This is a genomic window from Corynebacterium sp. LaCa_70 (assembly GCF_058182015.1).
This window is the reverse complement of record NZ_CP190914.1, coordinates 1,688,849-1,713,265: the sequence shown is the minus strand read 5'-3', so window position 1 is coordinate 1,713,265 and position 24,417 is coordinate 1,688,849. Positions and strand designations below refer to the sequence as shown.

The window sequence follows — 24,417 nt, the reverse complement described above, 5'->3', positions numbered from 1 at the left end:
ACGTTCAAGCCCCCATAAATGATGAGCAGGGCAGCGAAGATGCTCACTCCGATAATGACGTTACATTACCTTCCGTAATCTAGTCTCCAATTAAAGTCGAGGAAGAAACTACGTTGCCTCCGTTCCCTGAGCCTGACATAGTCGCGCCAGCAGATGATGAGCCAGGTACCCAAGCCGATAGCGGCTTGCACTGGTTTGCAGCACCAGTTGCTGGAGAGCGTCGGCTAGAAATGGGTTCAACGCAATTCACTTACCGTGGCTCGCGCGGGGGCGTAGAGAGCCAAGTTCGTGGACCCCAAAAATTCATCGACCACAAGGTCAAGCGAATTCGCATAGCGTTTACGCGCACAGATGATAGAGACCACCGAACCTTACAAGTAGAAAACGCTCGTTTCATCAAAAACGGCAGTACATGTCGCGGACGTAATGTAACAACCCAGAGTTTCGGCAATATAGTCGTCGAATTTGACGTTTCTCGCTGCGACGTCAACATCTGGGAAGGCTCCAACGATGAGCTCCGCGTCGAGGACATAGCACTATCCGGTGGCGGCCAAGTGCCACCAGACGCCTTCGCAATGAACGTTTGGGTCGATGACATTTTCGATCCAGGCGATGCGAGAGAGTGGACGTAGAAAGTTGAAAACGGAGAGTTAACGACAACCATCGAACCCGAAGACCGTCTCGAGATTTCCAATGTATTGATGAGTCGGACGGTTGAGCGAGAGGCGAAAATCTTTGGAGATTTTATTGCCCGAGTTCAAAACCAAAACGGATTCGACGGGGACGCAAGCCAGAAACCTGCAGAACTCCGAATTATCAGCCCAAATGGAACGGTAATCTACACAAAGCAGATCAACGCTAATGCGGGCCATGCCGCGTCAGTAGACCCCGGAAATGGCTGGGGAGGTATTGACTTCAAAGAAAAAGGTGCGTTTACCGTACCGGCAGGTTCCCGCGTGGAAGTACACATGATACTACACGGCCGTAGTAGGTATGGACGGAAGCTCAAAGAACCCAGTACTCGTTCCCCGCTGGGCCCCGGGGTGCTTGAGTTTCGAACCGAAATACTGGAACAACGACGCCAGTTGTGTGTACAACCAGACAAAAAGGCACCGATAACCGGCTTTCGAATTGCGGCGAAGGAAAATATTAGCGGCAAGATTAGCGATGTTCAGGCGCTTCATTTCGGTACCGGACATGAAGCCGAAGAGATCACGGCCCGTTACGAATCCAACATTGATGGTCTGCAGCTTTCTGGAAGATTCGCCACTGCTGTAACACAACCTACAGGCGGGCCAGGAGCGGAAGGATTGCCGAAACCTTTCTGCGTTGATTTCTCATTCAACGCAGACCGGACCGTGCCAGAAAGCGAAGTGGAGAAGTACTTCGGCCTAGAGCTGGATTATGCACTGATTCCGTTTGAAGCTAGGGCCTTCGACTATGACGAGAGTGACAGCGAGAATAAGACCAAATTGGTGGGCGCAAAGTTTGCTGTGTACGCAGCAAAAAGTGTTGCTCATCCCGCTGCAGGCGAAAATGCGGATCAGCCTGATTGGGATAAGCGCGTGTGGAGCAGTGATCAAGCAGAAACCGCGATGTTGTCTCCTGACGTCTACTACCTTGTAGAAGAACAAGCCCCGCAGCCGACGGCAAGTGTGTATAGCCCGCACAATGATCCCGGCACCGTAGATGTGGCGGCAGGACTGCAACAGGGCGCCGAGCGGATGCTATCGGTGGTGCAGCCGCAGCTGTTAATTCGGTCAGCCGGTGCGTTACAGCGGGGCACCTCACAAACTGCAAGATCTACGTTGCAGGCGCAGGGTGATGCGCAAGGCTATTCTTTGCTTCCCGGGCCGATCCGGTTTGAACTCACCTATGGCGAAGGAAGCAACGACGGCTTTGGCATCAATGTTCCTTCATCGGCTGAGGCTCCCTTTGTGCTGAGTGCTCGAGTCGAAGATGGCCGTGCGATTATGGATATTGGTAACATAACCCGTGGCGAGATGCCGCTTATCGGTGGTTATGGTGTCTGGGGATTTGTATTCGTTGGTCTATTGTTGTTGGCAGTTGGTGGGTTTGCTGCGCAGCGGCGTCGGCAAGCATAAAGCTCATGCATTAGGCATTGGAGAGTACGTGAAATCTGAGCCATTTAGTATCCGGCGGTTGTTGGGCGAGATCCTGCTGACGGCCGGGCTGCTCATCGTATTGTTCGTGTTTTATGAAGCGTTCTGGACGAATGTGAAGTCTGGGCAGCTGCAGGCGCAAGCGAATGAGCGCATGGAACAGCGCTGGCAGGAGACCAATTCAGGCGTTCCGGGCGACGGCGTTGCTGAACCGGATAACGGGCAGGCATTTAGCCGCATCTATATTCCGCGGCTGGGTTCCGATTATGAGTATGCGGTGTTGGCGGGGACTTCGCAGGATGTTTTGGCTGCTGGGCCGGGGCATTATGTGGATACGCAGGGGCCAGGCGAGATCGGCAATTTTGCGATTGCCGGGCACCGGATTGGGCAGGGGGCGCCGTTTGTGCACCTGGAAGACCTGCATGCGTGCGACGCCATCGTCGTCGAGACTGCTACGCAGTGGATCACCTATCGCGTGTTGCCCCTGGACGGCGTGCATGGCGGAGATGTGCCGGTGGGGGCTGACTGTTTTCATGAGGAGCAACGCGCCAAGCTCGCTGGTGAGTACTCTGGCATCTCCGGGCGGCACATCACGCACCCGGGCGATGTTGGGGTGATTGCGCCGATCCCAGGTGTGGATCTGAGCCAGGAAGGTGCACCGGAAGCGAGTGAATCATTGGTGACGTTAACGACGTGCCACCCGTGGTTTTCGAATAGCCACCGGATGATTGTGCACGCGATGGAGGTTGAAGCTCTGGATAAGGTGAGTGGGCAGCGTCCGGCGGCTTTGGATGAGGCCGTGTAGATGTTGGGACTGGCCGATAAGGTTGCCTGGGCGGGCCGAGCTAATGGGATGAACGGCGCAGAAAGATAATGAGGTGAGGTATGTATCGCGGATTGTGGAACCTGCTGCCGGGTGGCGTTGTACTGAAAACTCTGCTCGCTGTGTTGCTGGCGGTGGGGGTGTTTTTCCTGCTGATGGAAGTGGTGTTTCCCTACGTTGCAGAACTGATGCCGTACTCGGACGTGTCTGTTTAGACGCTAGGATCTGGTTGCCTGACTGGTAAAAGCCTGTTAATTTTATCTTGGTTAGCTGATGTTGAGCTTAAAAGCTGTGGTTTTGATGGGAAAACCACTTTTTTATTGCAAACCCAGCAATCACTGAGATAAATCATCGCCTCATAGGAACGGACATCATGGCCACATTCAAGTCGCGTGTAATTGCAATCTGTGCTGCTGGCACACTTGCCGTCGGTAGTGCTGCAGTAGCAGCACCAGCAACTTTCGCTCAGGAAGCGGAAAGCGTTGACAACACTGTTGTGGATGGCGGAACTACCGACGGTGCAGAAGGCAATGCTGTGGAAGGTGCCGTAGATCGCCCATTTGGTGCTCCAGCGCCACTTGATTCACCAAACGGATTGCCATCCGCTGAGCAAACCGGTTTGATTGATGGAAACCAAACAGGCACCCTAACGATCAAGAAAATCCTGGGTGACCCCGAACGCGGTGGCGATGGCTCGATCCATCATGGCGCACCAAGTGGCGACCCACACTACTTGCAAGGCGCTACTTTTGACATTAAACGTCTGGATATCGATCTCACCCAGCAAACGGGCTGGCGTACTCTGAACGATTTGGTTGCAAGCCCGGAAGGTATCGAGAATATTGCTGAGCATGAGACACAGCCGGCAGAAGCGAATCGCTCTCAAACGACCAACGGGAATGGTGAAGCAGTTTTCAGGGATCTCCCGGTCGGTGTTTACATCGTGACCGAGCAGCCACGTGATGGCTACTCAACTTCAGCGCCTTTCTTGGTTTCGCTGCCTTTTTCAGATGGTGAATCCGGCCAGTGGCAATACTCGCGCACTGTATACCCCAAAAACCAAGAGCTGCGTCCAAACAAACAGGTTGACGCCCAGGGGGCGACGCTTGGCTCGAACATGAAATACACCATCAACGCGCCAATTCCTGCAGGGGAATTGGAATATTTGTCGATCACCGATGCATTGGTTTCTAATTTGCAATTGGTAACCAATAGCTCTGCACCGAAGGTTACTTACTCAGACGGCACGCAAACTCCGGTCGAGATGGATGCGGATGATTATAACCTCGATACCGCGAATAACACGCTGTACGTGGATTTCACAGATGCTGGCTTGGACAAGCTGGAAGAAGCGCGCAAAGGTAGGCCAAATCTACAGGTACACGTTCAGTTTGAGGCAAAAGTCGTGTCGCTGCCAGATGCTGGGCAGTCCATTACTAACACTGCCGAAGTTGACTATCCTAATGGTGCCACAATCTCTACCGATAGCCCGGCTGAGGATGAGACAGATGCCAAACCCACCCGCACTGACTATGCGAATCTAACCATCGAAAAGTTTACCGATGACCAGGAGAATACAGCCACACTCGCAGGTGCAGAATTCAACCTGTATCGCTGTGTGGATAAAGAGCTCAAAGGTGAGGCAATTCCGGTTTCGACCTCTGATAACCTCACTGTAGACTTTGATGTAGCCACTGCAACCACGCTGACGACGGTGGAGAACGAACAAAACGAACGGGAAGGTATCTTCCGTGGCTACGGCATCCCAGTTCGCACTTTTGCTGCGGGTGGTACCGCAACACAGAATTATGACTACTGCGTAGTAGAGACCAAGGCTCCGAATGGTTTTGTGCGTAACCCAGAGGTGCATGAAGTTGAACTGCAAGCAGCTAACGGTGACCAAGCCGAGCGGTTGTTCGTACGCGTCGAAAACCAGCGCGATAACTTCCTGAACTCGCTTCCAGCTACCGGTGCGTGGGGCATCATCCTGGTGTTCTTGGTTGGTTTGGGACTTCTGGCACGTGGTTTCTACACCAGCCGTAAGGACGGTCGCGCAACCGCGTAGTCAATTAGCCACCGCGGTTGGCTGTTAGAAATACCGCACCCAACTGGCGGGAGGCTGAGGAAGTCTCCCGCCAGTTGCCTAAGAAGCCCACGCAGTTCATGAGTCGATATCGTGTCCTGCACCGGTTAATCGGTAAGGAATCTGGATTGATTACTCAGCCGCGCACAATACTCGCGCTCGTCGTTGTCAGCATCATGCTTACAGCAAGCTCAATGATCTCGATCTTCGGTGGAGCACCCGCAACCCCACGCGCACGCGCAGACGTACCCAACCCAGCTATGCACTCTAACTTTGGGGACTGCGCATTCCGCAACGCCGGAACCGGACACAACACCAACAAACTCGAAGACTCATACTGCTGGCTCTCGGCAGAAAAGCTCATCTCCGGGCAGCCGATAACGGTCGGTGAATATGAGCTTCACTATGACGCCGCATTCGTCGGCTCACCAGGTCATATTAATGGTAGCGCAACTTCTCATACCACTTGGAACAGGGCAGCATTCGGTAACACAGTTTTTACCCCAGATTCTTTAAGCGACCCTGCGCCAATCATCCAATATGAGAAAAACTTTGTTCGCCAAGACAAGCGAGGTGCGCAAAACGCCATCATTAATCTTTCAAATATTCGACTCGTCGAAAAAAGCGGCAATGGTGGTCAAGTAGACAATTTCAGTCTTGCATTTGCTGATGCGGAAACCTCGGACAAGCCAACAGAATCCTGGAGTTTATCTGCTGACACAGATGCTGTCATTGCGACAGGTAAAGACATGGGGTTTGCCGGATCAGGAAGAGGTAACCGTAATTCCTGCAGGAGAAGCTTCTCGGATGCTGGAACAAGTTTCCGCTGTGAGCCGCAAAACAGCGACGGTGGATCCTTTGCTGTCACAATGAAGAACCCCAAGAGCTTCAATTTACAGATTGATCTGCGTACCGGAGGAAACCCGAAGCAGGCTGTAGCTTTCGCAATCGTGGTAGACCGTGTTGGAGGCGATGTACACCCGAAAGCCGGCGGGCGCCCCGAACTTACCGAGCTTGAATCACGCTACACAGGCCAACGTACTGAATTTGATCTGACCGCCACCGTTAATAGCGAACCGGTGCCCTTTAAACATGGTTCTTATGGGCTCGTTCCGCATGCGCACAAAGTGCACCGCTTCAATGCCGTGCCCCGTGATCACGCGATTGAACCAAATGAGGATCTAGTGTTTAACTCTCAAGCTATCAACGGCGACCAGGCAAAAGCCCTGTACCGGTATCGTCCCGAATGGACGTGCCGCGTACCAGGCGTCAACATCGATGGAATAGATGGGGCGAAAGGAATTACTTTCCGCGAGCCTGTGAAGCTAGAACGTTATAGGCCCAATGGGCAAGCGGAATCATCAAACTACAATCACCAGGACGTCAACGGCCACAAAAACTATTTCGATTCCAACGTGTTAGAAAAATACGGAATCGAAATGTTCAATGACCCAGCTACTGGTACGAGCCAAGTGCGCATTGCTGCAGGTAACCGAAACATGGGCGGTACCTACTGCGAGGTTGAATGGATCCCGCGATTCGAGCTAGCCGAATTGCACCTGAGCAAAACTTTTGCCGCAGCGAGTGATTACCATCCCGGAGGCGAGGCCCCGACGGCAAAAATTGGGTACCAGTGTACAGTCGACCGTCGCAGTACCGGCAGCTATAACGCAAACTCCACGACGTTTAGCAATGACGATTTACGCGCGGCCTACCCAGAATATTTCCTCGCACAAGGCCCAGAGAATCAAGCAGACCTTGTGCTGCGTAACGTAGTAGACGTTCCAGTTGATGGCCGAGCCGTAATCGCTACTGTTCCCGAGCGGTTGCGCTGTGGAATTTTCGAAGATGACAGTGCCCAGGATGGCTTAGAACAGGACATAAACATCTCGATTAAACCCCACCCGAACGCTCGACCAGGTAGCGCTGCAGATGAGTTCCGTGGAAAAATGCCGAAAATTGGGCCGGGTGAATTCGAAACCCTAAATTTCTACGTGAACAGGAAGAATGAGGTGCCTTCCCACGGGGTTGTGCAACATAGTAGGGGCGGTTTGCCGGTTAATTATGCGATTGCCTTGGAGAACAACTACCAGGCAGACCGTGCTCCCGTGACGATAGACTACGAGTTTATTCCGGAAAATAATCCGGAAGCTATATTGGGCTCTACGCAGACAAAGCAGATTACCTCTCATCTGACCTGTTATCGTGTTTCAATCGTTGATCAGGATAAAAAGCCGGTTCCAGATGCTCACTCGGGAGCACAGCTACGCCGAGCCGGAGGCTCAATTGCCCTGGATGAACAACAAAACTTCCACGCGATGCCCACGCAACGGCAATGCAAGCTCGAGATCGAAGAATCAGCGGACGGACCTCGCCCGATTGACCGAAAGCTATATCTCAACGGCGAAGAAGTACCACCAGGCATGCAGACCATAGATAATACTGACACTGCGCCGTTGGCATTCCTCTTCACACTTCCTGAAAAGCTTCCGGAAGGACAAAACAGCCATCAACTGCGTTTGGTATCCGACTACCGTCCGAGGGAACTAAAATTCACCGTCGACAAGCACATTGAAGGTCGGGAACCATTCAATATTGGACGTAACGCGTTGCTTCCGCATGATGCCACGGTGATGCCAATGACCTTGAAGGTGCGCAACGACGCCAATTTCCCCTTACCAGCTGGAGACAATCTTTCGCTTACTGATGCTTCACTTGCTGGTTACCGAGTAACAGTGGGCGGGACGATCGAGAACTTCGCGGTATCCGGAGGCGAGGAATTCACCATCCCAGAAGGCGGCAACCTTGCTGCCATCAGGCACTGTTTCGCCGGTGCCGACGGTGCAAACATTGGTAATCTCCGCGAAGCCGAGGCCATTCCCGCAGAGACAGAGCTAACATGCCAACTGGCAGTACACATCCGGGCAGCAGCTGGCGATGATTACAGCTATGACGGAGACGCGTTCATAGTCACTGTCACCGCAGACGGACAAGAGCCAAAAACGGAACAATCTAGCTACGGTGCAACCCGGTTGAGCGCACTCATCGACCAGATGCTGCCAAACACCGGTGTGCAAACCATGGTCTGGATTTTGGGCCTTGGCCTGTTAGCATTGCTGTACGGATTGTGGCGGTACCTTCGTGATGATAAAGAGGAAAACTAAATGACGCTCCTTGCACAGCAGCCCTCGGGCGGTGGGCAGCCGCGCCAGCAGCAGAGTGCGCGGCACGCGAAGCGCAAGAAATCCAACAGTGCCATCTACCTCATCCTCGGTATCGCGGTGCTGCTGTACCCAATTTTCGCGACCATCTACAACGACTACCAGCTCGACGCGCAAGCACGCAGCTACTCCGACAACATCGAAAAGATTCAGCCAAGCGAGCGCGTCGCCAAGTACCTCGAAGAAGCCCGTGAATACAACGAACGCTTAGCACGCCAAGGCCACCACGCCATGCCACCAGAAGAAGGCGTGCCGGGCTTCGACGATTACATGTTGACGCTCAACGCCCCCGAGACTAACGGCGTGATCGCGCGTATCACCATCCCGTCGATCGACGTCGACCTGCCGATCTATCACACCACCGCCGACCATGTGCTCTACGAAGGCGCCGGACACATGTTCGGAAGCTCGCTGCCGGTCGGCGGAATGGGCACCAACTCGGTGATCTCCGCGCACACGGGCATGGTCAATGCCACTATGTTCGACAACCTGCCACGCATCAAAGACGGCGCCGATGTCTACATCGATATCATGGGCGAAAAGCTGCGCTATCAGGTCAACGCACGCGAAGTCGTCGGCCCGGATGACTACGAGGCCGTCACCTACGAACACGACAAAGACAAACTGACGCTGGTGACCTGCACCCCGTACGGCATCAACACAGACCGGCTGCTGGTCAACGCCGAACGCGTGCCAATGGACGAAGCCCAAGAAACCCGCACATCGTGGATGCCGCACCTGAGCTGGTGGATGTATCTTGATCTGTTCATCATCCTGGTGGTGCTTGCCATCGTCGCCTATCGCGAATGGAAAAAGCGCGCCGCACGCAAGGCAGCAGAGCGCGAAGCCGCAGAGCTAGAAACGACCGCCTAGGCCCAGGCACATGCGCACCAACCACAGCACGCGGCAAAAACCACGCCGGCGCTATCGCTCGGTCGTGTACTTCCTGCTAGCGCTGGCGGTTTTCCTATCGCCGGTGGCGCTGACGCACTACAAAAACGTCGAACAGCACAACCTCGCCGCGCAGTACTCCGAAGACATAGCGCTGCTGCCCGCAGAATACATCGACCCCGTGCTTGCCGACGCCCACGCCTACAACGAAGGGCTACTGGATTTTCCCGTCTCCGACCCGTGGAAATACGGCGTGGATACCAACTCGCCGGCCTACCACGACTACGAAAACCACCTCAACGTCGACGGGCTCATGGCGCGCATCGAGATCCCATCGGTGGGCGTTGATTTACCTGTCTACCACGGAACTTCGACTGACGTGCTGGCAGCAGGAGTGGGGCACTTATTTGGCACGGATTTACCGGTTGGTGGGTTGGGAACGCATTCCGTGCTCACCGGGCACACTGGCATGGCGACGTTGACCATGTTCGACAACCTCACCAGCGTGGAAGAGGGTGAAATTTTTACCGTCGAATCGATGGGGCAGAAGATTGCCTACCAGGTAGACCAGATTCAAACTGTGCTTCCCGACGAAGTCGAGCACCTACGCGCTGAGGAAGGCAAAGACCAGATGACGCTGGTCACCTGCACCCCGTATGGTCTGAATACGCACCGGCTGTTGGTGCGCGGGCAACGAGTAGAAATGCCAGAACAACCACTCACGCGCACCTATTACAGCCCCTGGCAGCCGTGGATGGTGGCGTCAGTGGTTATCTCGTTGCTGATCCTGCTCTACCTGGTTTGGTGGTTGGTGCGCCGCGGCAGGCAAACCCGGAAAGCACAACGCGCTGGGGTGTAGCGTGTCAGTATGACCGAGAACAGCGAAACCAACCTGCATCATCCGACTGATGTCTCGCCTGAATCCATGGCTGATGAAGCAGTCGGCTACCGGCCGTTTCCTAGTGTTTCTCAATGGGCGGAGCTTTCGGTGTCGTTGCGCGATATAGATAACGCACACGCGCGGATGCAAGAAGCAAAAGAAACAGTTTCTACTGAAGCTCTTGGTTCCGCTCTAGAGGCTGCACGACGAGCAGCAGCAGTCGACACGAATGCCATCGAGGGGATTTTTCCCACAGATCGTGGCTTCACGCGCACAGTGGCAGAGCAAACTGGTGCGTGGCAGCAGTTGATGGACCAACGAGGTGCGCACGTGCGGCCAGCATTTGAAGACACCCTAGCCGGGTTTGACTTCATCTTGGACCACACCACGGGCAAATACCCGCTGACGGAAACCGCGATTAAAGAATTACATGCCGTGATGCTGCGTAGCCAGGACGAGATCACGGTGTATGTGTCTGTTAACGGCAAGCTGCAAGCTCAGCAGCAAAAGCTGCCGAAAGGCGAATACAAGAAGCAGCCGAACAGCCCCACCCGGCACGACGGCAGCACCTTCCATTATGCTCCGGTCGCTGACACGGCTCCAGAAATGGCGCGCTTTATAGCAGAACTGAACTCTGAGACGTTTGCGGCCCTGCACCCCGTGGTGCAGGCTGCGTATGCGCATTATGCGTTTGTGCGTATTCACCCGTTCGCGGACGGTAACGGCCGGATAGCACGGGCATTGGCAAGTGTCTTCTTATACCGTTCTCCCGGGGTACCGCTGGTTATTTACCATGACCAACGCGCCCATTATCTGGATGCGTTGGAAGCCGCCGACGATGGTGATTTCAAGCGGCTAGTGCGGTTTCTCGCCGAAAAATCGGTGGACACAGTGCTTTCGATCACCGAAGACCTGCGTGAACATGCAAGCGAAAGCTACGGCCAGGTAGATGACGAGCTAGCTCAGCTTCTCAACGCTGACGCAGTGCCGAAAGACGTGCAAGAAGCAGCGACCAGGCTGCAAGAACTAGTACGCAGTGCACTGCAGAGCGAAATTGCTAAGTGCTCGGTCAAAGATCAGCTGCAGCTAGAAGTTTTCAGCTTTGCCTACCCGCAACAGCACATCGTCGACTCCGTCGAGGAACCGTTTACTTTGCTTGATGGCAACCTCGGGCTGGTAATTAGAGCAAAGACGACGAAAGTAAAGGAAGAAAGGCACTATTGGGAGGTGGTGGCACTGGCGGTAACGGATACGAACGACGAATCACCCGCAACAGCAGCTGATTTACGTCTGCGCTCCGCTGGTGGTCAAGACTTTGATGTGTTTCAGCGTGAGCTCATCCCCGCGGTCTCCCAAAGTCTGCGAAACCGCACACAATCGTATGCCAAGGTGGTGCTCAGAGAGTTCCTCCACCACCTGAAGGATCTTCTCCTTAAAGAGAAGTGAGCACCATTAAAGAACAATGAGCGCCCAGCAGCCGACTAGGACAATCGCGACTAAGGCAATCTCAACTAGGGCAATCGCTTAGTCCCGCCGCACCAACCGCTGCGCAGCGACGTCGTAAACGTAGTGCACAATATCGCCGTTGATGATCTTGTCGACGGCATCGATAATGGCCTCCAGCGGGTTATGCAGGTAGGTCGGCGTCGACAAGCGGGCGGAAGTAGACGATGTTCTTTTGGGCGTAATCCCGGGAAGGATCCTCCGCCACGTTGTAGCTGCCATTGCGGAGGCGAGTGACATTAGACTGCGCGCGGCCATAGGCGAGCAGCAGATCGAAGAGGAGATCATCGCCGAACTCATCCTGCTCCGCGATCTGCGTGACGCGCTGCTCAATTTCCCGGACGCTAAGCATAGCCACCTTGCTAATTGATGGATTGGTGTAAACCCTTTGGGGGTAGGCGGATTGGTGCCACGGCCACTATCTCGGGGTACAAACATGTAGTGGGAAACGCTATTTAAGGCGTTGAACGGTCGCCGGTGGTGTGTTAGTAAGTGCCAACGCCTCTATGCTTGCCGTATGATAGTAGCGATTATTTCTCTGGTCGGATCCATTATGGTCGCGGGCGCAGCACTTTGGACAAACGCATCAAGCAATAGAGCGGCTGACCAACGACGCAAAGATGACCAAGCAGCGGCTGATGAACGCCGTCGTGCCGACCAAGCGACGGAGGACGATAGGCGCAAGGCCGACGACAACCGACGCGAACGGGAACGACGCGAACAACTGCAACGTGAGGACTACGCGCATCAACGCCGGGCGGTGACCGAGTACATCAGAAAGATGCGTGCAGCCGAGGCAGAAAGAAGAGTTGGTCCGGAGGACTTGGAAAAATACCAGCAACTTTTTGAGCGGTACAAAGACTATCTAAAGGATCTAGAACTAGAGGTCACGCACCCTGAAGTATGTAAATGCCTGGAAGAATGGCTTGAAAGAATTGATGAAGCAGCAAAAAGGCTTCGGAAATTCCGGGCAAATTTTGGCGGGAAGGGGTTGCCGTCAGAAGACATTACATATGTTATAGAAGAGTGCCCAGAGGACTTGCAGCGCTCCGCTAAGGAGCATCTACATATTCCATACGACTACAACCAGCTAAAATAAAGAGACCGCCGCCCCTCCGCTCTAAGTGTGAGCACCGGCGCGGTGGTATATCCCGAGTATCTAGGTGCCGAGATAGAGTTGCCAAAGCGGTATGAGCCAGGAGGCGGACCGGCTACTTGGTCTAATTCGTATCGGTTATTCACGACCTTGGTAACCTCTCTGCCCCTACTGCGGCTGCTGGTATTACATACGGTAAGCGAGAGCTTCTAGTTCGTCGTGTTCCGGGCCCGCAAGGCGACACGCGGCAGGTGTATGGCAGCATTCATCAAGTCGCCACGGTCGCTCTTCTGTTTCTTCGGTACTGATCATCACGTCAATGTGATTGGAGTTATAAATTCGGGCACTGATCTGGTCAAGTTCGCTATTGGTTGTCATTGGCTCTAGTCTCTTTCTAGTGGACAAGGGTTTGTTGGGGACGAATCCTTTAGGCGATTCAGGCGCGGTAGGCTTTTCGCTCTGAAATAAGCCCGTCGAAGTCGGTTGCTTGCCGGGCGAAAAAGTGACTGGGGTGGCCACTCAAGTTGTCGATATAGCGCTTGGCTAATCCGATACTGTTTCGCCCCGGTGAAAGTGCTTTAAGCACAGCTTCCATGTTTTGCGGCTAGGCATTGATGTCTGTTTAGCCACCCGGCGGGCTAGTTCACAGCACCCGACTACTTCCCTGGCTCAATTAGGCTGCGGGCGCTGGTTACTACCTGGTCGACCTGCTCATCGTGGAGTTTCATAAGCTCTTTTTGGCAGGGGAGGCCTTTCCGCGTGCCTATCCCACACCGCTAAGGCTGCGGCGTCAACGTCATCTACAGGTAGGCCCGCGGCCTGGTGGGCTAAGGCGCGTTGCCATGAGCCACGAGGGTGACACGGCCACATATTCAGGCCTAGGCATTCCATGGCGTTTAGCTCCCGTAGGGGTCATTGGTTGCGTCGAGGTCATATTCTTTGCTCTTGTACTCAAGCGCCTCCGGGCGACGTGCCTTGAGTGCCGCCAGCGATTCTTCAGCGGTGCTCATGCCGTAACGTTCATAAGGCTCGTGCCAACCTTTTCCACCATATCGGTCACCAACAGTGCGTTTACGGTGGAAAAGCCACTCGTCGACTCCATGGATAGCGCCAATATGGTGCTTAAGTTCGGGCAGGTCGTCGCCTATCGGGTCGGCAAGCGGTGCGATATGGCCAAGTCCTTTGCACACTGTCTCAAGCCAATTCATGCCGAGCGTCTGTAGCACACTCGTCTGGGTGTCAAGCATTAATGCGGTGTAGCGTGCCCGATTGTCGGTCATTTTTTCCAATCCCTCGAACACATCACGGTCATGGTTGGTCGTTTCACTGACGCCATTAAAGGCCATTGTGGGATGCAGACATTTTTAGACCCATACTCGTTGTCGGACCCTCATCACCCTGGAGAGGAAGGCAGTCAATTAAAATTTGATCATGAGCTTTACTGCAAAAATTATACGGGTGCTGGTTGCTTCGCCTTCCGATGTTCCTGAGGCTCGTGACGCCGTTGAGAATGCAATTCATTCATGGAACAGCCGCAATGCTGCTACGCGCAGAATCGTGCTACTCCCATGGCGTTGGGAAAGCTCCTCTGTGCCCCTATTGGGTGATCATCCACAGTCAATCATCAATGAACAAGGGATCGACGGGGCCGACATCGTCCTAGCGTTGTTCGGTAGCCGTCTTGGTTCTCCCACTCGCGAAGCGGTTTCAGGAACCGTTGAAGAGATCGAGCGTGCCGTAAATAGCGGGAAGCCAGTGCATCTCTACTTCTCAAAAGCGCGACTACCGCACGATGTAGACACCTCTCAATTGGAAGGGCTTCGTCAGTTTAAACAGGAAATATGCGAGCGGGGTTTGCTCGGCGAGTTTGATGATGTTCGCGAGCTTGAAAGCCAGATCTGGGCAGCTATCGAGCTCGACCTGGCAACGATGGATCATTCTGTTCGTGAGAGCAGAGGATCATCAATCGGTGTTAAGTTCCGTGTCGATTCCAGGAAAGAGAGTCTGCAAAAGGGCCTAGACAAGAATGGCAACATGAAATATCAAACCAAACGATGGTGCGAAATTACCAATATCGGTGATCGTGCTGCAGAATCAGTCACCTTTGAGTGCCAAGCCGCATCGGGGTTGATGCAGATCCTTTCGAAACAGCAGCCGATCACTCTTGAACCTGGGGCCAGCTGGAAAGTTCCATTTTTCTATTCGGCGGGGACTTACGGCAGCAAGCTAACAGTTCGTTGGGTCGAGGATAACGACGACCGTTCAAAGACTTTCGATGTTCAGTAACTTGTCTTTTCTACAGGTGAAAAATTCAGGCAGCTAAATCGTAGTTTGTGCGCGTTTGTATGCGTCATGGCATGAACGATTTGAAAACCTTAATATTGCCGATGTGATTCAACAGCTGTTCTAGCTGTGGTGCGGAATCGCGGGCGGCTTCGAACCGTTGCTTGAGTTCGTCGAGGAACAACGGCTCGATGGTTTTCAGAATGTTCGGTATCGAGGTGTAATGCTGACCCAGTTCTGAGCGTGACGCGCTGTGCACTACCGCCTTGAGCATGTAACCGAAAATATCCGGGTTGATGTCTTGCCCAATCAACCGGCCCAGGCGAATCAACAGATCCAGGGATTTAGCGTCGAAATGCGGTATCTGGAAGCGCTCGGCGTCGCTGAATAAGCGACCGTTGACGTAGGGGAAAACCTACAGATGGGCAGGGTAGTCAGATTTATCGGCGACATCGAAGGCGACGAAGATCATCTTCGATGATCGGGTTGGTACCTGTGCCGTCCTCACGCGAATGCGAGGCAATAGCCTGGGGAAGGAGCCGTCACGGAATAGCCCGGTGTCTTCTGCGAAATAGCAGTAGAATAAGCGAGTGAAAAATACGTTGAGGCATACAGCTTGGGCGTCGTCAAACCATTGTTCGTTGTATCTTCTGGTTTGGGCATTGTGGATACAATTTCGGAGAAACACTTTGAGATGCTCAATGTCGGCAAGATAAGTCTGCGCGGGGTGAATATTCCAAAGGTGTAGCGCTTATGGCGTTGAATGGTGGGGCGTACCGTGACATTCGTGGAGAGGAAACCATTGAGATAGCGAAACGGGGCTGGTCTTCGATTATTCATGTTGGGAGTGTTAATCTTTAAGTCGCAAGCCCCGGAACGATCCCTGCACTATGGAAGTAGGAGTAGATCGCCGGGGTTATTGATATTTCGGGTTGCTAGTGGCTATGTATGTGCATTCGCGAATTTTTCAATGCCTGCAGTACACTAAGAACCAACAGAAACCTCCTCCAAGCTTCTCATTAAGAACAGCTAAAATGAGAGGAGGGCTGTGTTATGTGTCCTAAACGACAAAATGTGTTGTTTTTCGGTGTGTCGAGTTAAACGACAGATTGCGTTGGTGGTGCTGGGGGTAGCGAAGCCAATCAGATGCTAGTCATTTCCTTGGCGGGTTTTTCGTGTAACAATGGGAGCATCAAGAGCTTCGTTCTGAACGCGACTTAAGCCCGTGATCAATCCTGAAAGCCCAGAATCAGAGAGGATGTCAGATGAGGATTCCACATCTGCACAATCAGAATGGCCGGGTGATCGCTCGTTTGAGCGACGGCAGGATCGTTCGAGAAGCTCAGATTCACGATCCAGCCGAGAGCTTAGAAAAAGGTTGGGAAGCGACCGGGAGATATCTTCGCGAGGCGATCGAGAGTTACAAGACCACGACGATGAATTAACCAATGTTCACGCTGTCACACAGCGTGAATACAGTATTTTGTGCGGTGTTATTCATCTAGTTAAATTCCTTATATGGCTGAAACTATCGCACGCCTGATGCATTGGCGCCTGCACCTAGTCGTGTTGGTGCTCGCATGCCTGGCAGAAGTCATCGGCATCATCCAGATCGACATCGGCATCGGCACGGTAGTTCTGTTGCCGCTGCTGTACGCGTTTTTCTTCTCACTGCTGTTCAACCCGAACATTGTTTCTGGTCTGGGCAACGTCGTCGGCAAGCAAGGCGCGGCCATTGCGCCGCGGTGGATTCTCATATGCATGATGCCGTTCATGGCGAAATTCGCCATCGGTATTGGCCCGCAAATCGGTGACATCATCGCAGCAGGGCCAGCGCTGATCCTGCAAGAACTCGGCAACGTTGCCACACTGCTGATCGCCATGCCCGTGGCCGTGCTGCTGTTCAACATGGGGCGCGAAACCATCGGTGCAACACACTCCATTGCGCGGGAACCAAACATCGCGCTGGTTGCGGATAGATACGGTCTGAAATCCTCCGAAGGCATCGGCGTGATGGGCGTCTACGTTATGGGCACCGTCTTCGGCGGCGTCTACTTCTCGCTGGTGGCCGGGCTATTCGCCTCCTGGGAGGTATTCGATATTCGCTCGCTAGCCATGGCCTGTGGCGTGGGCTCCGGCAGCATGATGGGCGCGTGCTCCACGGCGTTGGCAGAAACCGTGCCGGATGCCGCCAACGAGATCAGCGCCTTCGCGGCCACCAGCAACCTGCTTACCTACGGCACCGGATTATTCGTCTCCGCGTTCATCGCGCTACCGCTAGCAGAACGCCTGTTCACGGTGCTGGCGAAAGTGCGACGGCAGAAGGCGTCGGCAAGCAACTTCAGCGCATACACCGACGAAGAATGGGAATCCGGCCAAGAAGGCGACACCGAGCTGCCGATCCGCACAGTACTGGCTGCGCTGGTGTGGGTGTGCGCGCTGGCGCTGGTAGTGAACTGGGTAAATTCCGGAGTGAACCCGCTGGCTGCCGCACCGGGCATGGTGATCCTCTACGTCTGCTGCATCGGCGGGCTGCTGATTACGAAGTACGTGCGTATCGGAGTGCCCAACGTGGCGTGGATTTCCGTGGTTGCGATCCTGGCTGCGCTGCCGTTTTTGCCATGGTCGGAAGCTTTCATTGCCGCGACGGATCAGCTGAATATGCTGGCTCTGCTCACCCCGGCGTTAACGTATTCTGGGTTGGCGATCTCGCGCACGGAAGTCTCGATCTTCAAAAAATCCGGCGTGCAGATTGCCGTGATCGCACTGCTGGTGTTCACCGGCACCTTCGTGGGTTCCGCCGCGATTGCGAATGTGTTGTTGTAAGGAGCAAACTTCATGGATGCTGGTAGCGCGGTTACTACGATCATGGGCGATTACGCCTCGGTGGAGCAGTGGCAAACCGAGATTTACCTGGACCTGCACCGCAACCCCGAGCTGAGCATGCAGGAGGTACGCACGCGCGGGGTGATCGCTCGTGAGCTGGAGGCACTGGGGTACCGCGTCGACAAGATTGGTGGCGGGCTTGTCGGCACGCTGGACAATGGGCCTGGGGCGACGGTCATGCTGCGCGCAGATTTTGATGCGCTGCCGGTGCGCGAGGAAACCGGGCTGGACTATGCCTCGAAGGCAACGGCGGTGAACCCAGAAGGCAAGACCGTCCCCGTCATGCACGCGTGCGGGCACGATTGCCACGTGGCATCGTTGCTGGCGATGGGGGCGTTGATGATGCGCCACCGTGGGCAGTGGTCCGGCCGGTTGCAACTGCTGTTCCAGCCGGGCGAAGAAACCGGCGAGGGCTCAAAGTCGATGGTTGCCGACGGGCTAGTGGAACGCGTCGACAAGCCAGATGTGGTGCTGGGGCAGCACGTTTTCTGTGGCCCAGTGCCAGCCGGGCACGTGGGCGTGGTGCCAGGGCCATTCATGTCGACGGCGGTGAATGTGGACATCACGCTGCACGGGCGCGGCTCGCACGGTTCAATGCCACACCTGGGTGTCGACCCGATTGTGCTGGCAGCGCACGTGGTGCAGCGCTTGCAGACGATCGTGGCGCGTGAGCTGAGCCCGCACGAATTCGGGGTGGTCACCGTCGGTGTCGTGGAAGCTGGCACACGGCCGAACGTCATCCCGGAAACTGCGCGGCTCAAGCTGAACGTGCGCGCCTATGACGAAGCAGTGCGCGCACGGATCCTCGCGGCGATCGAGCGGATCACTCGCGGGGAAGCCGCAGCTGCCGGTGCGCCGCGGGAGCCGGAGTTCCGCTACTACGAATCCTTCCCGGTCACAGACAACGACGACGTAGTGGCCAGCCGGTTAACCGCGAGCTTCGGGCGTGACCTGGGCGAGAAGAACGTGCACCGCATCGAACCACTGACGGCCTCGGAAGATTTCTCTGTGCTTGCCGACGCCTTCGGCGCACCTTATTGCTTCTGGCTACTAGGCGGCGCGCCGGAAGGAGTGAGCATCCCGAACCACAGCCCGAAATTCGCGCCGGTTCTGCAACCGACTCTAGAAACCGGAACCAGGGCGTTGGTCTCGGCAGCGTGTGAGTATTTGCGCTGATCAGACGATTGATTGGATTATTCGATTAAAAGTAATGTCGATTTTCAGGCGAAAAATCGACATTAAACATGTCTAATGTCGATTGCGTAAACATATCGGGGGGCACGCTCGTCGCCGGGGAGCCGCCTGCTGAGCAGTTGCTGCCCACCCCCGGGGTGAGCACGTGTAAACCGAAGCGCGTAGCGCTTGTTGGACAATGTTTGTTTAGGGTAAGCTAATCTGGTGCAAAAATCTCATAACCTCCGCAAAATATGGATTGCGGCCACAATAAGCATGTCTGTTGCCGGCATACACCTTAGCGTTGTACAACCAGCTTTTGCCCAACCTGCGACGCAAGAAGTAGCACGTGGCACAACACAGGATAGTGAAAAAGCGCCCGGCGAAGTACCACGCGGTGAAGTGCCACACAGTGAAACCGCGTCAACGCCGCAAAAAGAGCAACAAAGCAAAAACCATCAAGTCACTGCGACGTTTGCTGCCGGGGAAGTCACCAGAGACATCCTCATCGACGAAAAACGTGGACGCGGCTGGGTAGCCGTCGACAAGTTAGGGGAGAGCCCCAGCGGAATAACGTGGTTCGACTTGGAAACTCAGAAACCATCTGAGACCGTGTACTGGGCTCCAAGCAAAGAAGCGCTAGTACAGATCTCCCTGAGCAACGACGGAAAATATATCTACGCTCTACACCAACGCGAGGGAAAACTCACCGTCTTTAATGCAGATGACGGAACCGTGGTACGCCAGATTTCTGGGACCCCGAAGTTCCCGAAGGGTATGGCGGAAGACACAGATACCGGTGCAATCTACATCTACGATTCGAAATCCCTGGTTCATGTAGATCCCACGAACGCAACCGTGAGCGCGCCGATCCCCGTTAGCACGGAAAAATACCCGTCGATTAATGGCCTAGTCTATGATGCAACCCGCAAGATGCTGTGGATCAGCGCAGGCCGCGAAAACGTCATCACTGGGTACAACACCGCAGCCAAACAATGGGTACAAGACCTGGCTATTCCCGTCGCGGAAACCAGTTTTCAGGGGGTTGCAGTAGGCGGGCGCCCATACGAGCTAGCTTATGACGCAGAACTCGGGCACCTGTACATCGTCGTCAAGCCAACTTTGCAAGACGAGTTCACAGAAAGCAAGATACTCACACTCGATGCAGCGACCGGCAAATTCCTCGGCACGCCGATCGAGGTCGGAACCAAGGTTAACTCGCTACACGTTAACCCGCGCACACACGAAATTTATGCGGCAGCAGCTGACGACAACCGTGTGTCAGTCGTGAGCCCAGAAACCTGGACTGTTGCCGAAAAGATCGATTTTACTGAGCTGGGCGTCACGAGCGGCTACGGTACAGGCGAAGCCAATCTTGCTGTCGTTACCGGAAACTCCACGGGCGATGTCGCCTACGTTTCACACCCCTATAAAGAACGTTCCCGAGTAAGCCAGCTGCACCGAACCGGGCCAACACCGGCGATTACCCCCTTGCAGCCCGCCGACGAGAACCAGAAACCACCAGTCGACGCCGACAGCACAGGCTGGAACGGCCCGGAACAACCCCAGGATGCAGCAGTCCACAAACCGGCTAGCGCCGTCGACGTAAAAGAGGCGAATTTGCGCTGGGGAATCAACGAATACCTGAAGGCGTGGTCAGTAGAAGCCTTAGGCGAAGCAGTGACAGTGGATAACTATCTGCCAAGCTTCACTCGCGCCCAAGGATGGTTCGATAAAACCACTAAACAAATGCACGTGTCTTTTGGCAACGGTTTCCGAATCAAGCATTATCCCACGCTCGCCCCGCATGTAATTACGACGATGGGTAATCCCGAATTACAGGTCAATGCAGACGGCTCCGGTGCCTTGACCATGGACGTTGCTTGGTCAGTCTACGAAGATAAAAAGAGCGAGGGCTACAAGCGCGTCACCGTCGCCACGTTTAGCTCTTCGACAATAGATATTGTCGGTGGAGAAATCGCCTTCGAAGCAACACCAGAATTCTATGGACGCGCCTATCAGGGAGAAGAGAAGCAATATCCCAACTCGTGGCCGAAAGAATTCATCGATTATCTTTCCCCGGACACCCGGGCATGGTGGTACACCACGGGCGCTAGCCTGGATGCGGATAAAGCACCCGCACCGATCAAGCTGACTGCCAAAATCCCGGTCGCTGATGCGCCAGTAGGCAGCGATCATGGGGATAATCAGGATTCCGCAACCCCAGACGCGAAACCTGGAAAGACCATGGCGGAAGAATATTCGCCCGCACCACACACCTCAGTCACAGTTGCACCTGATGCAGCCGTCCAGGCAGAAGATGCCCTGACAAATACTGCGCAATTGCCGGCAGGCACCACCTATGCTTGGAAAACACCGCTCGATACCTCCCGTCCGGGAATACAAACCGCCACTATTGTGGCGACCTACCCAGACGGCTCGGCGGACGAGGTCACAACCATCATCGTTGTCGATGACCAACCAGCAACAGAGCAGCCGGATACCGCGCTTGCCAAAATTTTGCGGGTCATCACCGGACTCGGCGTAATCGCGGCAGTATTTGGTGGAATTATTCATTTGCTGAATAACGATCCAGGCTTTGCACAACTGAAGCACAGCGTCACTGAGATGCTAAAAGGAATCGGGATTCGCCTATAGACGGGGATGCACTCGTCGCTGGGGAGCCGCCCGCTGAGCAGTTGCTGCCCACCCCCGGGCGAGCACGTGTCGACTCGCGCGGTTGCTGCCCGCTGTCGGGTGGCGCCCGTCGACACAGCCCACAGCAGCCGATACGGTGAGAGCATGCTCTTTGATTCTCTACCGCGCCCGAGTGAGCGCATCGCGCCGGGCGTGGCGCACCTGCCGGGGTGGTTGGGCGTCGACAAGCAAGCAAAGCTAGTGCACGAGGTCCGTGAGATCGCCCGCACGTACGCAGATACTCCGATGGCGATGCTGCGCCCGACGTTAAAATCCGGCGGGCAAATGAGCGTGTACCAGCTGCATTTAGGCAGGTACTGGCACTATCCGAGTTACCGGTACGTCGACAAGATTGCTGGCACCACCGTTCCGCCAGTGCCAGAAAGCCTGGTGGCGTTGGCGCCGGTAGCGTTGCGCGCGGCAGCGGGGGTTGCCGAAGAATTAGCCCCGTGGGTAGGGACCTTCGTGCCAGAGATGGTGCTGGTCAACTACTATCCGCCGGGCTCCGGGATGGGCATGCACGTCGACGAATTTGAGGAATCCCGGGCGCCGGTCATTTCGCTCTCCATTGGCGACGAAGCGTTGTTCCGCATGGGGCATACCGAATCGCGAACCCAGCCCTGGGACGATGTGACGCTGTGCTCCGGCGACCTGGTGGTTTTCGGCGGGCCGAAGCGTTTTGCTTATCACGGGGTAGTGCGCGTGAACGATGCCACGCTTCCCGACGGCTGTGGGCTGGAACAAGGCCGGATCAACATCACCATCCGGCAGGTTTCTGCGGCGCCGAAGGGGCAGGGGCGTTAAACAGGGATTTGCTCAAAGATTGCCTAGGGAACCGTGGATGCAGACTTGCTAAGAAGACGACAGACCCAGGCTGGAGCCACCGCCACCAGCTCCGCTACGGCCTGGCGTGGCTTGCGGTCCGCGTGGTTGCTTGGGCTGCGAATTCTCGGACCGTGGATTCTGGGGCTGTAGATTCTTGGAATTCGGGTTCTCGGGCTTGGCGACGGGGCCATTGTGGTGCGGGGCATTCTCAGCTGGAGCGTCGCCAGTGCTCGGCTGCGTTGGGGTAGCGGTGGTCTGCGCAATCCAATCACCCAGCCCATGCAGCGAAGCAAACAGCGAGTAGCGCCCACCACCTTGAGGAGCTTTAAACGAGGTCACCCCGGCAACCTCATCGTCGATAAAAAGCGGCCCACCAGAATCGCCACGCCCGGCCCTGGCCTCGTCCAAATACTGCACGACGAATGCATCATGCTCGTTGCCTTGCGGCCGAACTCCAGAAGTGGTTTTGCCAACCGCAGCGCGGGAATACTGCAGCGTCTCGCCGGTGCCAGCACCCCAGCCGTACACGCGTCCTTGTTCGCCAAAGCTCACAGGTGTGCGGCGAACCTCGCGGACCAGACGCTGCGGCAGCGCATCGGTGACATGGGCCAGCGCCACATCGCCGTGCGGTGCCCACACTGCATAATCCGAGGTGAACTTATTTTCTTCCCGATGTTGCTGCTCTCGGGTGGTGCCAACATAGATCGACCGCTGCAAATTGGGCACCTCGACGCAATGCTGAGCGGTCAGCACCCAGTGAGGGGCAACCACGGTGCCAGTACAACTAGCTACCTGCACTACTCCGGCAGCGGTATCGTCCTCAGGGGAGACGGGCGTGCCATTCGTCAACGCGGCGGCTGTTCCCGCAGCAAGAACACCGCTGGTACCCGCAATACCCAGCAAGCTTGCTGCAGCAAGGATGGTTATTTTCCGCATACCGTTATCTTAGTACTAGCAATCAGTATGTTTTGTAAGTGAATAATATTCACAGTTGTTAGAATTCAGCTATCGCAAGATGCTCAATATTTTGACTAATTACGTCTCTGTAGGGGTGGGATGAATTCAAGCCGAAAAAGCGCGAATTTTCTGGGCGAGAATCCGCCGTTTTCTAAAAGCCGAGTAAATAAACACGGAAGTCTTTGGCGTGATGGTCAAGACTTTGAAGTCAAAGTGATTAATGAATACATCGCGTTTAATGCAGTGTATGTCGAAGAATTACTCTCGATTACAGAGCAAATTACGTCTGGATTCATGATGAACATCAGTCCTGCAGGTGATGCCGTGACCCCAGACTCGGGTTCGTACTTATTATCCGCACGAGTAAAGACTAAAGACACCTTGCTTGAAAAACTGCAAAGGTTGCAGACCACGCCGTTAATGAACATTCAAGATGTAGCTGGCATTAGGTTTGATTGCGATCTGTCGCTGACTGAGCAAACAGAAGTTGCAGAAGTTTTTAAGCGCGGATTCGAAAAGAGGGGTGCGAAGCGTGTAGATATCAGGGATTGTCGGGATGAACCCCACTCGGGATATCGCGCTATTCACCTCCATATCCGAGGTAATGCTGGTAGAAGCGAGATGCAGATCCGGACGGCTTGGCAATCTAAATGGGCAAACTACTATGAAGAAGCTGCTGATATTTTCGGAAGAGAAATTCGCTATCTCCATGAAGGGGCAAGTTTGCCTCTGGATGCGAAGGATATTGTGGGGCAGCTTTTTGAAACGTCACAGGTTATAGCTGAGTATGAACTCCTTACAGACAAGGAGTTGTCTAAGCGTTATGATGTGGCCCGAAAGCTTCGGGATCAGATCGATGATAAGCTTTCCTGTATCCGGGCCGAGCTTCGGCAACAGCGACATCGAGACTGATACGGAAGGGCAATCGTTATGGCATCATATCTTATTCAGTATCATCGGCGTTCCGGGAAGCTAG

At 54.7% G+C, this 24,417-nt stretch carries 22 protein-coding genes; 15 read left to right on the top strand and 7 right to left on the bottom strand.

Annotated elements, in window-relative coordinates; translation table 11 throughout:
* Positions 1-701 precede the first annotated feature (701 nt).
* The 8 genes from ACP8MI_RS07775 to ACP8MI_RS07740 all read left to right on the top strand — a co-directional run bounded on the left by ACP8MI_RS07775 (position 702) and on the right by ACP8MI_RS07740 (position 11,467).
* The gene (locus tag ACP8MI_RS07775) at positions 702-2,105 is read left to right on the top strand and encodes a hypothetical protein (protein WP_490290647.1); all 1,404 of its coding nucleotides are present in this window, start codon (positions 702-704) and stop codon (positions 2,103-2,105) included.
* 28 nt (positions 2,106-2,133) lie between these two features.
* Positions 2,134-2,928 carry a class E sortase gene (locus tag ACP8MI_RS07770; RefSeq protein ID WP_490290646.1) on the top strand — a complete coding sequence of 265 codons (795 nt, stop codon included), beginning with the start codon at positions 2,134-2,136 and terminating at the stop codon, positions 2,926-2,928.
* Positions 2,929-3,008: 80 nt separating this feature from the next.
* Positions 3,009-3,161: a hypothetical protein gene (locus tag ACP8MI_RS07765; protein WP_272731331.1), complete on the top strand. Its 153-nt coding sequence runs from the start codon at positions 3,009-3,011 to the stop codon at positions 3,159-3,161.
* A gap of 158 nt (positions 3,162-3,319) precedes the next feature.
* Positions 3,320-5,011: a SpaH/EbpB family LPXTG-anchored major pilin gene (locus ACP8MI_RS07760; RefSeq protein WP_490290645.1), complete on the top strand. Its 1,692-nt coding sequence runs from the start codon at positions 3,320-3,322 to the stop codon at positions 5,009-5,011.
* A gap of 98 nt (positions 5,012-5,109) precedes the next feature.
* Complete coding sequence (locus ACP8MI_RS07755; protein ID WP_490290644.1) at positions 5,110-8,193, top strand: hypothetical protein; 3,084 nt, start codon at positions 5,110-5,112, stop codon at positions 8,191-8,193.
* Complete coding sequence (locus tag ACP8MI_RS07750) at positions 8,194-9,123, top strand: class C sortase (protein WP_490290643.1); 930 nt, start codon at positions 8,194-8,196, stop codon at positions 9,121-9,123.
* 10 nt (positions 9,124-9,133) lie between these two features.
* The gene (locus ACP8MI_RS07745) at positions 9,134-10,000 is read left to right on the top strand and encodes a class C sortase (RefSeq protein WP_490290642.1); all 867 of its coding nucleotides are present in this window, start codon (positions 9,134-9,136) and stop codon (positions 9,998-10,000) included.
* A 9-nt stretch (positions 10,001-10,009) separates the two neighbouring features.
* Entirely contained in the window at positions 10,010-11,467 is a 1,458-nt protein-coding gene (locus ACP8MI_RS07740) for a Fic family protein (protein WP_490290641.1), read from the top strand.
* Positions 11,468-11,545: 78 nt separating this feature from the next.
* Here ACP8MI_RS07740 and ACP8MI_RS07735 read toward each other — a convergent pair whose 3' ends face one another.
* Together ACP8MI_RS07735 and ACP8MI_RS07730 are read right to left on the bottom strand one after the other, a co-directional pair.
* Entirely contained in the window at positions 11,546-11,674 is a 129-nt protein-coding gene (locus tag ACP8MI_RS07735) for a hypothetical protein (RefSeq protein WP_021353756.1), read from the bottom strand.
* Positions 11,649-11,876, bottom strand: coding sequence for a hypothetical protein (locus ACP8MI_RS07730; RefSeq protein WP_490290640.1), 228 nt, complete (start codon positions 11,874-11,876; stop codon positions 11,649-11,651). The genes ACP8MI_RS07735 and ACP8MI_RS07730 overlap by 26 nt, the downstream gene beginning before the upstream one ends.
* Positions 11,877-12,041: 165 nt before the next feature.
* Here ACP8MI_RS07730 and ACP8MI_RS07725 point away from each other — a divergent pair, with 165 nt between their 5' ends.
* Positions 12,042-12,623, top strand: a complete 582-nt coding sequence (locus tag ACP8MI_RS07725; RefSeq protein ID WP_487277449.1) for a hypothetical protein — start codon at positions 12,042-12,044, stop codon at positions 12,621-12,623.
* Positions 12,624-12,806: 183 nt separating this feature from the next.
* Here the strand turns inward: ACP8MI_RS07725 and ACP8MI_RS07720 are convergent, their stop codons facing one another.
* Positions 12,807-12,998 (bottom strand): hypothetical protein, encoded by a 192-nt coding sequence (locus ACP8MI_RS07720; protein ID WP_490290639.1) that lies wholly within the window; start codon positions 12,996-12,998, stop codon positions 12,807-12,809.
* 518 nt (positions 12,999-13,516) lie between these two features.
* Entirely contained in the window at positions 13,517-13,966 is a 450-nt protein-coding gene (locus tag ACP8MI_RS07715) for a hypothetical protein (protein ID WP_490290638.1), read from the bottom strand.
* 85 nt (positions 13,967-14,051) lie between these two features.
* On the opposite strand from ACP8MI_RS07715, the gene ACP8MI_RS07710 reads away from it, so the two are divergent.
* Complete coding sequence (locus ACP8MI_RS07710) at positions 14,052-14,906, top strand: DUF4062 domain-containing protein (RefSeq protein ID WP_490290637.1); 855 nt, start codon at positions 14,052-14,054, stop codon at positions 14,904-14,906.
* A gap of 64 nt (positions 14,907-14,970) precedes the next feature.
* Here the strand turns inward: ACP8MI_RS07710 and ACP8MI_RS07705 are convergent, their stop codons facing one another.
* Both ACP8MI_RS07705 and ACP8MI_RS07700 read right to left on the bottom strand, forming a co-directional pair.
* The gene (locus tag ACP8MI_RS07705) at positions 14,971-15,216 is read right to left on the bottom strand and encodes a hypothetical protein (RefSeq protein ID WP_490290636.1); all 246 of its coding nucleotides are present in this window, start codon (positions 15,214-15,216) and stop codon (positions 14,971-14,973) included.
* A 102-nt stretch (positions 15,217-15,318) separates the two neighbouring features.
* Positions 15,319-15,591, bottom strand: a complete 273-nt coding sequence (locus ACP8MI_RS07700; RefSeq protein ID WP_490290635.1) for a type IIL restriction-modification enzyme MmeI — start codon at positions 15,589-15,591, stop codon at positions 15,319-15,321.
* 830 nt (positions 15,592-16,421) lie between these two features.
* On the opposite strand from ACP8MI_RS07700, the gene ACP8MI_RS07695 reads away from it, so the two are divergent.
* The 4 genes from ACP8MI_RS07695 (at position 16,422) to ACP8MI_RS07680 (ending at position 22,463) form a co-directional block, all read left to right on the top strand.
* Positions 16,422-17,729, top strand: coding sequence for a DUF3100 domain-containing protein (locus ACP8MI_RS07695; protein ID WP_021353765.1), 1,308 nt, complete (start codon positions 16,422-16,424; stop codon positions 17,727-17,729).
* Between the two features lie 12 nt (positions 17,730-17,741).
* The gene (locus ACP8MI_RS07690) at positions 17,742-18,965 is read left to right on the top strand and encodes an amidohydrolase (RefSeq protein ID WP_490290634.1); all 1,224 of its coding nucleotides are present in this window, start codon (positions 17,742-17,744) and stop codon (positions 18,963-18,965) included.
* Between the two features lie 273 nt (positions 18,966-19,238).
* Complete coding sequence (locus ACP8MI_RS07685; RefSeq protein ID WP_018120429.1) at positions 19,239-21,620, top strand: Rib/alpha-like domain-containing protein; 2,382 nt, start codon at positions 19,239-19,241, stop codon at positions 21,618-21,620.
* Positions 21,621-21,764: 144 nt separating this feature from the next.
* On the top strand, positions 21,765-22,463 hold the full coding sequence (locus ACP8MI_RS07680) for an alpha-ketoglutarate-dependent dioxygenase AlkB family protein (protein WP_049148122.1): 699 nt from the start codon (positions 21,765-21,767) through the stop codon (positions 22,461-22,463).
* A gap of 48 nt (positions 22,464-22,511) precedes the next feature.
* Here ACP8MI_RS07680 and ACP8MI_RS07675 read toward each other — a convergent pair whose 3' ends face one another.
* Positions 22,512-23,420 carry a S1 family peptidase gene (locus ACP8MI_RS07675; RefSeq protein WP_018120431.1) on the bottom strand — a complete coding sequence of 303 codons (909 nt, stop codon included), beginning with the start codon at positions 23,418-23,420 and terminating at the stop codon, positions 22,512-22,514.
* Positions 23,421-23,540: 120 nt separating this feature from the next.
* Here ACP8MI_RS07675 and ACP8MI_RS07670 point away from each other — a divergent pair, with 120 nt between their 5' ends.
* Positions 23,541-24,353 (top strand): GTP pyrophosphokinase, encoded by an 813-nt coding sequence (locus ACP8MI_RS07670; RefSeq protein WP_026167849.1) that lies wholly within the window; start codon positions 23,541-23,543, stop codon positions 24,351-24,353.
* The last annotated feature ends 64 nt before the right edge of the window (positions 24,354-24,417 follow it).